We start from the raw sequence: 14199 nt of genomic DNA on the forward strand, positions 1-14199 counted from the left end.
CTTCGGCGGCACGCCGCATCCACATTTCGGCTTCGATTCGTTCTCGATTGTCGCGCTCTTCTTTTCGTTGATTCGGCGTGGCGACGCTTCGGTTTTAGAACCGGATACGACGCCTCTTTCCTGGCACCGCGAGCCGCTCCGCTTGACCACAACTTAGCTTGGATAAATGCTATGCTATCTGCTTTAATGTCGCGCTAACCCCATTTTCGGAGCGGATCATTCCCACTCCGATCCCAGGCTAGCGGCTTAACGAAGGAGCAGATCGATGGCGAAAAACGAAAGCGCGGTCATCAGCGCGGGCGCAAGAATCACGACGGACCCTTTACCGGCATCCACCAAGACCTATGTGGCCGGTCGCATTCATTCGGATGTCCGCGTACCGATGCGCGAAATCGCTTTGACCAACGGTGAAACCTTCAAGGTCTACGATACTTCCGGGCCTTATACGGATCAGGCGGTCAAAATCGATCCCACCAAGGGGCTGGCTCCCCTGCGCACCCCCTGGATCGAAGCCCGTGGCGACAGCGAAACCTATCAGGGCCGCAATTTGCGTCCGGAAGACAACGGGTATACCAAAACCGCCAGGCACGTAGCCACCGAAGACGGCCTGGTCCGCCAACCACGCCGCGCCAAGCCCGGCCAGAACGTGACCCAGATGCACTACGCCCGCAAGGGCATCGTCACGCCGGAAATGGAATTCATCGCCATTCGCGAGAACATGAAGCGCCGCGAAGCCAAGGACCTGGCGAGCAAGGAACGCGAACATCGCCTGCGCGGCAACGCTTTCGGCGCTCAGATCGCCGACGAGATCACCCCCGAATTCGTGCGGCAGGAAATTGCCGCCGGGCGTGCCATCATTCCGGCCAACATCAACCATCCCGAAATCGAGCCCATGATCATCGGTCGCAATTTCCTGGTCAAGGTCAACGCCAACATCGGCAATTCGGCCGTCACCAGCTCGATCGAAGAAGAAGTGGAGAAAATGGTGTGGGCCACCCGCTGGGGTGCCGACACGGTGATGGACCTTTCCACCGGCAAGAACATCCACACCACCCGCGACTACATTTTGCGCAACTCGCCCGTCCCGATCGGGACGGTCCCCATCTACCAGGCCTTGGAAAAAGTGGGCGGGGTTCCCGAAGAACTGACCTGGGAACTGTATCGCGACACGCTGATCGAGCAGGCGGAGCAAGGGGTCGACTACTTCACGATCCACGCGGGCGTGCTGCTGCGCTACATTCCGCTGACCCAGCACCGCGTGACCGGCATCGTGTCGCGCGGCGGATCGATTCTCGCCAAATGGTGCATGTCGCACCACCGTGAAAATTTCCTCTACACCCATTTCGAAGAGATCTGCGAGATCATGAAGGCTTACGACGTCAGCTTTTCGCTGGGTGACGGCCTGCGCCCGGGCTCCCTGGCGGACGCCAACGACGGCGCCCAGTTCGGCGAGCTGGAAACCCTGGGCGAGCTGACCAAAATCGCCTGGAACCACGATGTCCAGGTCATGATCGAGGGTCCCGGCCACGTGCCGATGCACCTGATCAAGGTCAATATGGAAAAGGAACTGGAAGATTGCCACGAGGCACCCTTCTACACGCTCGGCCCCCTGACGACGGACATCGCACCGGGCTACGACCACATCACCTCCGGCATCGGCGCGGCCATGATCGGCTGGTTCGGCACGGCCATGCTGTGCTACGTGACCCCCAAGGAACACCTGGGACTGCCCAACCGCGACGACGTCAAGACCGGCATCGTGACGTACAAGATCGCGGCCCACGCCGCCGACGTCGCCAAGGGCCATCCCGGCGCACGGGCCTGGGACGACGAGCTGTCGAAAGCGCGATTCGAGTTCCGCTGGGAAGATCAGTTCAACCTGGCGCTCGATCCGGAAACGGCGCGGTCGTTCCACGACGAAACCCTGCCCAAGGAATCCTCCAAGGTGGCTCATTTCTGCTCCATGTGCGGGCCGAAATTCTGCTCCATGAAAATCACCCAGGATGTACGCGACTTCGCGAAATCACGTGAGGTCGATGTCGACCACGCCCTCGAGCAGGGCATGCAGGAAAAGGCCGACGAGTTCCGCGCCAAGGGCTCCGAGGTCTACGTCCCGGTCGACTGAATCGGGCGTATGAAGGAAACGGGAGTCCGCTTGAAACGAACGGTAGGCATTGCCGGCGCGGGATTGATGGGCCGTCTCCTGGCTTGGCGACTGGCGCGAGCCGGTCACCGCGTGACTCTGGTCGATCGCGATACCCTGTCCGGTCGAGACAGTTGTTCGTATGTCGGAGCCGGCATGGTGACGCCCTTTGCCGAGCAGGAAAAAGCCGAGCCGGTTGTGGCCCGCATGGGTTCGGCCTCGCTGGAACTCTGGGGCCACTGGTTGCCGCAACTGCCGAAACCTGTGTTTTTCCAGATGACGGGTAGCCTGGTCACGGCTCACCGCCAAGATCTCCACGACTTGGAGGCCTTTCGCGGGCGCGTTCAGCGAAAACTGGACGATCCGGCTCAGATGGAGTCATTGGACGCAGCCGCCCTGGCCGATCGCGAACCCACCCTCGCCCGGCGGTTCGGTCGCGCGCTCTTTTTCCCCAACGAGGGCCAGTTGGAACCGCGCGAACTGTTACCCGCCCTGGCCGAGGCCCTGCGTCACCTCGATGTCACCTGGCTGTCGGAAACCGAAGTCCATGGCGTCGAACCCGGCGTTCTGGACACCTCGCGCGGCATCCACCGCTTCGACACGGTCGTCGATTGTCGCGGCCTGGGTGCACGTGGGCGGATGCCGTCCCTGCGCGGCGTGCGCGGCGAGCTTCTGCGCCTGTACGCACCCGAGGTGGACCTGCACCGCCCCGTCAGGCTGATGCACCCTCGTTACCCGATCTACATCGCTCCCCGACCCGACCACCACTTCATCGTGGGGGCCACCCAAATCGAGAGCGAGGACATGGGCGCCCTGACCGTACGGTCCGCCTTGGAACTGCTGTCGGCGGTCTACAGCCTGGATCCCGCGTTCGGCGAAGCCAACGTGCTGGAGAGTGCCGTGCACTGCCGGCCCGCCCTGCCCGACAACGATCCGAAGGTGCTGCACCAGGAAGGCCTCGCGGAGATCAACGGCCTTTACCGCCACGGTTATCTGGTAGCCCCGATTTTGGCCGAAATCGCGGTAGACTTGATCGAAGACCGATCGCCTCGATTCGAAGAGGTGGTCCAAACGACGGCGACACCGGACCCTGCGTCCGACAGCGACGGATCCAGTGGCGAAACCGCGCCATCTAATAACGCCCAAGCCGCACCCATTGGAGGAGTTACCCATGATTGAGCTGACGGTCAACGGGACACCCAAACCATTGCCGGCGCCCTGCGTGCTGCGCAAGGCTCTGGACGAACTTGGATTCCAGGGGCGTCATTTCGCGGTGGCGATCAACGGTCGATTCGTACCGCGTCACCAATACGAGGCATTTCATATCGAAGGCGGCGAGGCATTGGAAGTGCTGTCGCCGATGCAGGGAGGCTGAACATGTGGCACGTGGGCGGCGCGGCACTGGACAGCCGCATGTTCATCGGCACCGCGCTCTATCCATCACCCGAGATCATGCGTCGGTCGATCGAGGCCTCGGGCGCCGGGGTCATCACCGTTTCACTTCGCCGCCAGGCGCCGGACAGCGACGGCGGTCGCGCCTTTTGGGACTACGTGCGCGACCTGGGCCTGCACATTCTGCCCAACACCGCGGGTTGCCATTCGGTCAAGGAAGCCGTGACGACCGCACAAATGGCGCGCGAGCTGTTCGACACGCGTTGGATCAAGCTGGAAGTGATCGGCGATACCTACAATCTCCAGCCGGACCCGATCGGTCTGGTGGAAGCCACGCGCGAATTGATCAGCCAGGACTTCGAGGTGTTTCCCTACACCACCGACGACCTGGTGTTGTGCACCAGGCTGGCCGAGGCCGGCTGCAGCACCGTCATGCCCTGGGCCTCGCCGATCGGCTCCGGTCAGGGCCTGTTGAACCCCTTCAACCTGGACATGATTCGCAAGCGCCTGCCCGACATCAACCTGATCATCGATGCGGGCATCGGACGCCCCAGTGATGCGGCCCGCGCCCTGGAAATGGGCTACGACGGGATCTTGATCAACAGCGCCGTGGCCCTGGCACAGGACCCGGTGGTCATGGCCCGCGCCTTTGCGCTCGCGGTCGAGTCGGGTCGCATGGCCTACGAGTCCGGCATCATGCCCAAACGCGATTTCGCCAATCCCAGTACGCCGACCGTGGGCACACCCTTCTGGCACGGAGAGCCTTCATGACCGAACCTTCCGAGGACGCCTCCTCGCACTCGGGCGCCTCGCTCCCATCCCTGCCCGTGTGCTGGACCATCGCCGGTTCCGACTCCGGCGGCGGGGCCGGCATTCAGGCCGACCTGAAAACCTTTTTCGCACTCGGCGTGCACGGCTGCAGTGTCATCACGGCACTCACCGCACAAAATACGCGCGGCGTGGCCGCGGTGGCCCTGACCGAGCCGTCGATGTTGGATTACCAATGGCAGGCGCTCGTCGAAGATCTTCCGGCGGCGGCGATCAAGCTGGGCATGTTGGGCGATGCCGCCGTCATTCGGGCGGTGGCCGAACGATTGAACCAGACGGACGCCTTCGTGGTACTGGATCCGGTCATGGTGGCGACCAGCGGCAGCTCGTTGATGGCGCCGGAGGCCCGTTCGGTCATGGTCGAAACCCTGTTCCCGCGAGCGGACCTGATCACCCCCAACCTGCCGGAAGCCGAAGCCCTGCTGGGTCGCCGGCTGCGAACCCCGGCCCAGGTGGAACACGCGGCCGTGCAACTGCGGGCGCTGGGGGCTCGCGCCGTCCTGATCAAGGGCGGACACGGCGACGCGCCGTTCAGCCAGGATCATTTCAGCGACGGAACCGCCTCGTTCTGGCTGACCGGGCCGAGGATCGAAACACCCCATACCCATGGTTCGGGATGTACGCTATCCGCAGCCATCGCCGCGGCCGTCGCATTGGGTTACGAACTCGCCGACGCCCTGGTGATCGGCAAAGCCTTCATCACCGCCGCCATCCGCGATGCGCGACCCCAGGGCTCGGGTCCAGGGCCCGTGCTGCAAGGCGCCTGGCCGGAACGAGAAGCGGATCTCCCCTGGATGACCAGCGATGCGGAAAGCGGGCGCAACCGCTTGCGATTCCCCGATTGTGGGCCGCGTCAACTGGGCTTCTATCCCATCGTCGACCGCGTCGCATGGATGAAACGGTTGTTGCCCCTCGGGGTGAGCACGATCCAGTTGCGCATCAAGGACCTGACGGGTGCCGCCCTGGAAAACGAAATCCACCGGGCGGTAGAGCTTTCCAAACACTACAATTGCCGCCTCTTCGTCAACGACTACTGGGAGTTGGCCCTGCGGTTCGACGCCTATGGTGTCCACCTCGGCCAAGAGGATCTACCGCACGCCGATTTGGCCCGCCTGTGCAAGGCCGGCCTCCGTCTGGGAGTCAGCACCCACTGCTATTACGAGGTGGCCCGGGCCCTCGCCGTTCATCCTTCCTACATGGCCATCGGGCCCGTATTCTCCACCCAGACCAAGGTCATGCGCTTCGCCCCCCAGGGCCTGGCCGCATTGGCACGCTGGCGCCGCAGCCTCGGTTTCCCGCTCGTGGCGATCGGGGGCATCAAACTGAACCACGTCGATCGGGTTTTGGCCGCCGGCGCCGACAGCATCGCGGTCATTACCGCCATCACCGAAGCCGAGGACCCCGAAGGCGCCGCTCGCCAATGGTTGCAATGCTTCGAATGATTCCGTTCACCAGGGAGACTGGACCCGATCCTTGCCCGGACCGAGAATCTCGCCGTCGGCATTGATCTCGATGCCGTTGCGTACCGGTTCCATGCGGTAGCCGCGCGAACAACTGTTGTCCACACAGATGTAATCGAGACCCATGTCGTACAGTTCGCGAATGCGCAGGTAGCGCAACTCCGGGTCGCCGTGATCCTGGAATCGCGTGTGTCCACACACGACGCGCCGCAAACCGCTGGCATCGATGAATTCGCGGTACAGTTGCGCGATGGCCTGATTGCCGCGAACGGAGGTGCGCAGGAACTCGAAATCCGCCCACAGGAAGCCGCCGAACTCCGTGAAGCCTCGTCGGCCGCCGCGCCATTGGCCGATGGCATCGATGATCTCGGTGCCGCACATCCCGGTGAAACTCAGGTCATTGAGTGCATTGTCCATGACTTGGCGCGCGAGACGGTTACAGCGCTGAACCGTTCGTTTCAAACCAAAGCGCCGTTCGTCCGCTTCTTTGAGGAACAGCCCGCGCGACAACGAATACAGCGCACCGAATCCCTGGCTGTCGACCATCGTTTGCGGCGAAATGCCGCCGTGGGCATAGAGGTTGTTGCCGTCCAGATGCAGGACCTTCATCCGGCGGAAAAAAGAACCGTAGTGCTTGCGCCAGACCAGCGAGATCACGCGCCAGTCGACCAATAGCACGTCCACGAAGGGTAGCGGCTTGCCGCCCCGTTCCACATCTCTGCGCCAAATATTGAAGTAGCGGAGTTTGGGATCGTAACCGCCGAAGGCGTTTTCGGTGAGTTCCTCCGAGAGGCGCGGTGCGATGTCCCACCAGTTCCAGGCAGTCTGGCCGCCCTCGTACAACGCCAACCGGTCGGTGAAGGCGTTGATCCCCTCCATCCAATTGATGTGCGGCTGCCAGGAGAACCCGAAGGCTTCCGCGGCGCGCTTCAGGTATGTCCACAGATCCTCGAGGGTTTCGCCGCGGTAATCGGCCAACAGCGACAAATCCCGTTGGTAGGAGAGCACCAGGGAACCATAGGGCAACGGCCATTCGAGCCGGCCCGTCCGGTAGAAATCGCGCTGAACCGTTTCGATTTCGTCGCGATGCAGGTCGAAAAAACTGTCGAGGCTCTGGGGCAGCCCCATCCGCCCGATGAAATCCATCACCTCTTCGAGCGCATGTTCGCTCTCGCTGTACAACTGGTAGGCGGCGTAGGGGTTCACGAAAAACTGAAGATTGTGGAGGTCGTGATTCCCCAACAGCACGATCAGGTCGATTCCGAATCGATGCCAGCGCACCTTTTTCAAAAACTGAACGGCGTGATAGCCGTGATGGTAGCGATCCACCAAATCGCCCAGAAACACCAGTTGGCAGCGCGGTTCCTGGCGAATCACCATCGTCTCCAGGTCCTCCAGGTGATCCTCGGTCAATCCCTCCTTCAACACCTGAATCACCCCGGCCACGTCACCGTCGTAATGCAACAACTTCTTTTCGCTCAAGCTCTGCAGCATGATGTCCAGATCACCGTGAATATCACCGATGACGATCGTCCGGTGATAGGCACTGCGATGTTCGGGAAGGGTGACGGTGGGTTGATCCATGGTTGACTCCCGGTCGGAAAGGAGAAGGTAGCGGTCTCGACATGACGGTTGGCCCTCTCGAATTCCACCGTGTCATCGGGTACTGGAAGTGATGCGGGCGTTCCCATCATGAATCAGACGACGGCGAGAATCAACGAGGTTTTTCAAGGAGCGACTACGAAGAGACCGCGGTTCGAGGTCTTGTTGACGTATCGGGAAAACAGGACCCAAGATGGCGGCAACACGAGCCGATCGCCGAGAAGGCCAAGCGAGACACACCAGGGCCCGAAACGGGAGAAAGTTGGGTATTTCGAGCTCATCGGGGTTTCGCAGTGGTTATCATTATTTTTTTCAAGAACACAAACGATCTTTCGCAAAGCCTATGTCGTTCGTTTTTTAAAAAATTAACTCCAAAGTGCAATAAATTTAAATCCAAAAAGAAGTCATACGTCAATTTTGAGACTTAAAAAAAACACAACAAAGCGCTATTATGTTCTTCACGATCTGTAACTGCAAGACAACCCGGATTCCATCGAGCATTCTTCGCACTTGGCCTTCAGCCATCGCCTGATGGTCATGTGATACATGGGTCGTCTTGATTTTGACCTAGACGCCACGCACCATTCTGCCACGATCCACCGTACCGTTCCCATTCATCCAGGCACCATCTCCATTCATCGTTCTTGTCCGCCAATCATCGTGGAGCACCCCGCTTCCATTCCGGCATCCTCACCCAAGGAGGGCGCGCCATGGCAGCAGGTCCGATCAAATTGCTTTTGATTGAACCGAGCCCCGAAGAGAGCAAGGCGTTTCATCGATTCGTGATGGACGAAATGCCTTCGGCTCTGGTCAGCGAGGTGCCCGGCTTCGAAGAGGTCGAAGCCGAGGTGATCGGTGGCAGCTTCGACGTGGTCGTCGTCCCCCTTGCCATGGTATCGGACCATCTGCCGCGCTTTGGCGGGCGCCCACCATGGGCCCACATCATTTTTTTGGCGGAGCCCGGAGCGGAGGCCTCGTTGTACCCGGTCGTTCGGGATCGGTTGGGCACGGGGCTGGTCAAGGACGGCGAGGGCCACTACCGGCAACAGGTCCTCAACCACCTGAAGGCCTGGGAGCCGGCCCAAACCCAATTCGGGGAGGGCCGCGACACGCGCATGCAGCTAGCGCTCGAGGCCGGTGACGCCGGCTATTTCGAGGTCGCGACGGACGGATCGCGCGGCTACCTGAGCCCCCGCTCGGCAAATCTCGCGGGTTTTCAACCGGACGATTTGCCACCTTTCGACCAGCTCTGGAGCTGGGCTCGAGAGCGGGTCCATCCCAAGGATCTGGAAGGCCTGCTCAAAGCCTGCCGAGCCTTTGTCGAAGGTACCGAGCACGACTTGGATGCCTCGTTCCGATTTCTGCACAAAAGCGGTGAATACCGCTGGCTGAACGTGGGCGCGCGGTCTTTTTTTCGCGATGGGCAAGGCCGTCCCCGCGGTGCCGCCGGCATGATTCAGGACATCCACCAGCGCAAGCAAACCGAAGAGATGGTGTTTCATCAGGCCAATTTCGATCCGTTGACCGACCTTCCCAACCGCATCCTGTTTCACGACCGCCTGATTCAGGCCATGAAAACGGTCGCGCGGTACGGCGGTCAATTGGCGATCCTGTTCATCGATCTCGATCGCTTCAAGTGGGTCAACGATTTCCTGGGTCACAGTTCCGGCGATCGCCTGCTCCAACTCACCGCGGCCCGCCTACAGGATTGCGTACGCAAGTCCGACACGGTGGCGCGACTCGGCGGCGACGAGTTCATCATCATCCTGACCGAGCTCAACGACTCGGGTGGTGCGGAAAGCGTCGCGCGCAAGATCCTCAAGCGGTTGGCCGAGCCCTTCGAGATCGAGGGCGAGGCGATCCGCATTTCGGGCAGCATCGGGATTTCCATGTACCCCGACGACGGCGAAGACGTGGACGAACTGCTGAAGCACGCGGACACGGCCATGTACGAGGCAAAGGAATCGGGCAAAAACGCCCTGCGGTTCTACACCAGCAACATGAACCGCTGCCTCATGGAACGCATCCGCCTGGAAAAGGAGATGAATCAGGCGTTGGAACGGGACGAGTTCGTGCTTCACTACCAGCCGGTGATCGATCCGGAAACCAATCGCATCGTCAGCGTGGAAGCCCTGCTGCGGTGGCGCCACCCCACGCGCGGCCTACTCGGGCCGCTTCAGTTCCTGCCCCTGGCCGAATCCAACGGGCTGATTTCGAAAATCGGGGTCTGGGTGTTGAAGACCGCCTGTGCCCAGGCCAAGCAGTGGCAGGACAGCGGCCTGCCACCGATCGTGCTGAGCATCAATCTCTCCAATCGCCAGTGCCTCGAGATGAAACTGAAAGACCACGTCCAGAGCGTGCTCAGTGAATCGGGTCTCTCGCCCAACCAGTTGGCTCTGGAAATCAACACCCGCTTCATGATGGACGGCGACCCTCGCTACGAGGTCCTGCGCGAGCTTTCGAGCATGGATGTCAACCTGATCCTCGACAATTTCGGCAGTGATCCGGCCTCGCTCACCTGGCTGACCCACCTGCCGATTCGCTCGCTCAAGCTGGACCGCACCTTCCTGCGCCGCCTTCCGGAACAGGCCCAGAACGCCCTTCTGGCCGAGGCCATCATCACCATGGCCCACAAACTCGACATCGAAGTGGTCGGTGAAGGGGTCGAGTCCTTGGAGCAGTTGGGTTTCCTCGCGAGTTGCGAATGCGACCTGGTACAGGGATACCTGTTCAGCCATCCGCTCCCCAACCACGAGTTCGAACGCTTTTTCCGCACCCAGACAGGTATCTCGGCCACGGCATAATCCGGAATCGAGGCCCCGCCGGGCATCGACGTAAGGAATCAGGAGCGCCGTAACGGCGGTACTGCGGCCAATCGCGGAAATGCGGTTCGAAACTCAAGCATTTCACCAACTTCGCGACATAAATAGATAACGAGACCTTGTCCCCCGTCCCCGCTTCGCGACGGACATGCCACGGGTCGAGGTACAGGTGGTCCTTCTTGAAGATCCTCATTGCCGACGACGACCGCATCACCCGCCAGGTGTTGGAACACAATTTGAGCCGTTGGGGATACGATGTCATCTCCGCGATGGACGGTGCCGAGGCCTGGGATGCCTTCGTCAAGCATTCCGATCTGAACCTGGTGGTCACCGACTGGATGATGCCGCGCATGAACGGCCTGGAATTGTGCCACCGCGTGCGCGGGGTCAAGCGCGACCAGCACATTCACATCATCATGCTCTCCGCGCGCGACGAGAAGAAGGACCTGCTCAAGGGCATGGAGGCGGGAGCCGATGCGTTTCTGACCAAACCTCTGAGTTTGATGGAGCTCCAGGCTCAGCTCCGAGTCGCCGAGCGCATCGCCAGGCTGGAACAGAACCTGTCGGAGCGCCTGTCCGACCTGACCACCGCCAACGAACGCATGAAGCGCGATCTCGAGGCCGCCGGTCGCATCCAACGCTCGTTGCTGCCCGAACGTGCACCCAACATCCGCGGCGTCCGTCCGGCCTGGGCCTTTCAATCCTGCGACGCCGTCGCCGGGGACATGCTCAACGTGTTCTACCTCGACGAACACCGCATGGGCATGTACATCCTCGACGTGTCGGGCCACGGGGTGCAGGCGGCCCTGCTGTCCGTGACCCTGAGTCGGGTGCTGACACCCTTCGGCCAATACGGCGGTATTCTCAAACGTCCGCTGAAGGTGCCGCCCTACTACGAGGTCCCCAGCGTGGTGGATGTCGCCCGGGAATTGAACCAGCGGTTCCCGGTCATGGAGCAGTCGGGCCAGTTCTTTACGTTCCTGTACGGCATTCTGGAAATCGCCACCGGTACCTTTCGCTTCGTGCGCGCCGGGCATCCCGGACCGATCCACATTTCCGGCCAGAATGTGGCACTATTCGAGGAGAAGGGCGGACCGCCCATCGGCATTTTCAAAGATGCGGTCTACCAGGAGGAATCCTTTGAGTTGGTGCCGGGAGATTACGTGCTCACCTACACCGACGGCGTGATCGAAGTGACGAACCCCGAAGGACGCATGTTCGGCCTGAACAAGTTGCGCCAGTTGTTGGAGTATTGCCCCTGTCGCGACGCCGAATCGGCCATCGACGAAATCCTGCGCCACCTGGGACGATTCGCCGACGGCACCACCCCCAACGACGACTTGAGCATGTTGGGTTTCACCCTGGGTCGCCGGAGCTGAGGCGACGACGCCGCGCTACCGCTTGGGACTGACGCTCTTGGCCGCGTTGATGATTTCATTCATGGCACGCGGTTGCTTTTGGTAACGGCACATCATCAATTGGTAGGCCTTGCCGCCTTCCACCTGCTTCTTGATGTTGATGATCTGAAGATCGATGAGCTGCTGGCTCCCGGAACCGATCGTCACCAGGCTCTGATAGAGCTTGGTGCCCAATTTGAATCCGACATCGCTGGTGTTGAGGATGGAGATGCCGCCCTCACCGATGTCCCAGATTGGTAATTCCACACCCTTCTCGCCCCGGTTGGTGGTGAGCAGCACCCTGATCTTCCCCTCGGGAAAAACGTGGTAGCGTTTGCGGGCAGCGGCCGATCCAGCCTTGAATTTGGCGGGAATCTTACAGTAAAAGATGGGCAGGCCCACTTGATCGGTGCCGGTCTTGATGACCGTCGTCTGAAAGGTGGCCATATTGGCGAGAATGCGCACTTCCAGTTCTTTTTTTCGGAGCTGGCCTGAAAATCCGGAAATGACGATCGAGTCCCGATACACCCGGCGCAATTGGGAGATGGTGAAATTTTCCTCACCGGCGTAGCGAACCTCCAACTCCGGCGCCGTTTTTACCAGGTGTTTGAGTTCCTTTTCGATCTTGGAACCGAAAAAAATTTCCAACATGTTGGCCTCCCTGGATGTCTGGTGGGCGGCGAGCGATGAAATCGAGGGATTCGGGGACCGCGCTGTGGAGCCCTTCGAAAAGGGAAGGAGCAAAGACCTGACTCGAGCGAGTGGCCACCGGGTTTCGGTGACGAGGAACGATCCATAAGGGCCTGAGCCTGCATCGCCGCCACCGCCGGGGTGATCGAACGCGACAATGGCGCCTCCGTCTCGTGCGACCGTTGCAAGGGGCAAAAGCCCGATCGCGCATCTCGAGTTGATATACCTATCGGATGAAACGCGGCAAAGGTGAGGCCATCGCGAGAGAAAACCTTTGTTGAGTGGGGGTTGATGATCGAATTTCGGCAATTCGCCCCAAATTCCGACCTTTTTCCGGGAGGGAACCACCGTGGCGACAGCGACTCGTGACAAGGGCACACTTGCGATCTTTTTCGATTCTCGGTAAATTGGAAGAAGCGCCTTTTTTGAGATGTACTTCCAATCAGGTATGCCAACTGCCGCGAGCGGCAGGCGCCCGGACAACCCAGAGGAGGTCACCATGAGCCTGGGAATCGACGGAACCAACACCACCGCCAATTTGCTTACCAACCTCAACACGGGTAACCAGAACCAGGATACCCAGGAAAGCAACCGGATCGACCAAAGCGACGATGGGTTGAATTCAGGCCAGGACGAGGTTGAAATCAGCAACGAGGCGCTCAACCTCAGCGATGAAGTGCTGACCAGTCCCCAGGTCGCCGGCGCCATTACCGCCGCAGAGTTCAACGGCTCGATTCTCAACACGATTTCTTCCGGCACCTCGAGTGACACGTCCTCCGACCTGACGTCGCTGATCGCGGCCGACGTCTTTGCCGAGTCCAACAATGCCGAGGCCCTGAACGCACTGAATACCGAGAGCGACGATACCGAGGCCGTCGCGGAAGATGACGCCGAAGGTCAGGCAGTCGCGGCCACCGACGAGGCCGAGGACACCGAAGCCGCCGAAACGGAATCGGAAGCGGCCGACAGCACCGATAACGAAGGCCCCAACGAGGAAGTCACGACTTCGATCGACACCCTGGCCTGACCTAACCTCTCAGTTTGGCGGCGCGTTCGGCGAGATCCTCGATGGCGGCCCGACCGCGCGCTCCCAACCCACGCGTGAACGCGTTGACGTAGAGCGCCACGTGGCGCTGCATGACATCCCGCTCGATTTCGGCCGCGTGCAGACGCATGAAACGCTCGACCTCCGCGTCGTGCGCGTGGGCGTAGTCGATGCTGGCGGTGAGTGCGGCATCGAAGGCGGCCGTTTCGGCGGGATCCAGATCGCGACGCGCCACGATGCCGCCCAGCGGAATGGGGTGACCTGTCTCGTGCTCCCACCATTCCCCCAGGTCCACGGCGCGGGAAAGGCCGTGGCGGTCGTAGGTGAAGCGCGACTCGTGGATGATCAGGCCGGCATCGACCTCACCGGCGGCACAGGCCGGCATGATGCGGTCGAACACCATTTCCACCGGCTGGTAGTCGCCGTCGAGATAGAGATCCAGCAGAAGCGCGGCCGTCGTGTGCCGGCCCGGAATGGCGATGCGCTTGCCGGCCAGGTCGGCTCGGCTCAGCTCGTGGCGAGCGACCACCAAGGGTCCGCAACCGAACCCCAACGCCGAACCGGCCTCCAACAAGCGGTAGCGGTCTTGGACAGCGGGATAGACGCCGAAGCTGATTTTGCAAAAATCCACGTGCCCCTCGAGGCAGAGGCGGTTCAGCTCCTCGATATCGGCAAAGGTCGTTTCCAACCGGCCCCGGTAAGCGGTTTTGCCGTGAAGCAGGCCGTAGAAGGCGAAGGTGTCGTTGGGGCAGGGAGAAATGGCGAGTTTGTGCATGAATCTCCTCGGGTGCCGAATCGGCGTGTGCCCCATTCTGCCAAA

The 14199-nt window shown here is 61.0% G+C and carries 11 protein-coding genes; 8 read left to right on the plus strand and 3 right to left on the minus strand.

Annotation, left to right across the window (positions count from 1 at the left end):
* Positions 1–265: 265 nt before the first annotated feature.
* The 5 genes from thiC to thiD are packed head-to-tail and all read left to right on the plus strand — an operon-like array spanning position 266 to position 5805.
* Positions 266–2125, plus strand: a complete 1860-nt coding sequence (thiC, locus tag J3U87_RS13990; protein WP_237383669.1) for a phosphomethylpyrimidine synthase ThiC — start codon at positions 266–268, stop codon at positions 2123–2125.
* 30 nt (positions 2126–2155) lie between these two features.
* Entirely contained in the window at positions 2156–3322 is a 1167-nt protein-coding gene (gene thiO / locus J3U87_RS13995) for a glycine oxidase ThiO (RefSeq protein ID WP_237383670.1), read from the plus strand.
* A complete protein-coding gene (gene thiS / locus J3U87_RS14000) occupies positions 3315–3518 on the plus strand; it encodes a sulfur carrier protein ThiS (RefSeq protein ID WP_237383671.1) in 204 nt (67 codons plus the stop codon). The genes thiO and thiS overlap by 8 nt, the downstream gene beginning before the upstream one ends.
* Positions 3519–3520: 2 nt before the next feature.
* Complete coding sequence (locus J3U87_RS14005; RefSeq protein ID WP_237383672.1) at positions 3521–4306, plus strand: thiazole synthase; 786 nt, start codon at positions 3521–3523, stop codon at positions 4304–4306.
* Positions 4303–5805, plus strand: coding sequence for a bifunctional hydroxymethylpyrimidine kinase/phosphomethylpyrimidine kinase (gene thiD / locus J3U87_RS14010; protein WP_237383673.1), 1503 nt, complete (start codon positions 4303–4305; stop codon positions 5803–5805). Before J3U87_RS14005 ends, thiD begins: the two co-directional genes overlap by 4 nt.
* Positions 5806–5811: 6 nt before the next feature.
* Here the strand turns inward: thiD and J3U87_RS14015 are convergent, their stop codons facing one another.
* Positions 5812–7407, minus strand: a complete 1596-nt coding sequence (locus J3U87_RS14015; RefSeq protein WP_237383674.1) for a metallophosphoesterase — start codon at positions 7405–7407, stop codon at positions 5812–5814.
* A gap of 728 nt (positions 7408–8135) precedes the next feature.
* On the opposite strand from J3U87_RS14015, the gene J3U87_RS14020 reads away from it, so the two are divergent.
* Positions 8136–10229, plus strand: coding sequence for a putative bifunctional diguanylate cyclase/phosphodiesterase (locus J3U87_RS14020; RefSeq protein ID WP_237383675.1), 2094 nt, complete (start codon positions 8136–8138; stop codon positions 10227–10229).
* Positions 10230–10426: 197 nt separating this feature from the next.
* A complete protein-coding gene (locus tag J3U87_RS14025) occupies positions 10427–11626 on the plus strand; it encodes a PP2C family protein-serine/threonine phosphatase (protein ID WP_237383676.1) in 1200 nt (399 codons plus the stop codon).
* A 15-nt stretch (positions 11627–11641) separates the two neighbouring features.
* On the opposite strand, the gene J3U87_RS14030 is transcribed toward J3U87_RS14025, so the two are convergent.
* On the minus strand, positions 11642–12295 hold the full coding sequence (locus J3U87_RS14030; RefSeq protein WP_237383677.1) for a hypothetical protein: 654 nt from the start codon (positions 12293–12295) through the stop codon (positions 11642–11644).
* Positions 12296–12833: 538 nt separating this feature from the next.
* Here J3U87_RS14030 and J3U87_RS14035 point away from each other — a divergent pair.
* Positions 12834–13361: a hypothetical protein gene (locus J3U87_RS14035; RefSeq protein WP_237383678.1), complete on the plus strand. Its 528-nt coding sequence runs from the start codon at positions 12834–12836 to the stop codon at positions 13359–13361.
* A 1-nt stretch (position 13362) separates the two neighbouring features.
* On the opposite strand, the gene J3U87_RS14040 is transcribed toward J3U87_RS14035, so the two are convergent.
* Positions 13363–14154, minus strand: a complete 792-nt coding sequence (locus J3U87_RS14040; protein WP_237383679.1) for a 1,4-dihydroxy-6-naphtoate synthase — start codon at positions 14152–14154, stop codon at positions 13363–13365.
* Positions 14155–14199 lie beyond the last annotated feature (45 nt).

It is taken from the genome of Sulfidibacter corallicola, from assembly GCF_017498545.1.
GTDB classification, from domain to species: Bacteria; Acidobacteriota; Holophagae; order Acanthopleuribacterales; family Acanthopleuribacteraceae; genus Sulfidibacter; species Sulfidibacter corallicola.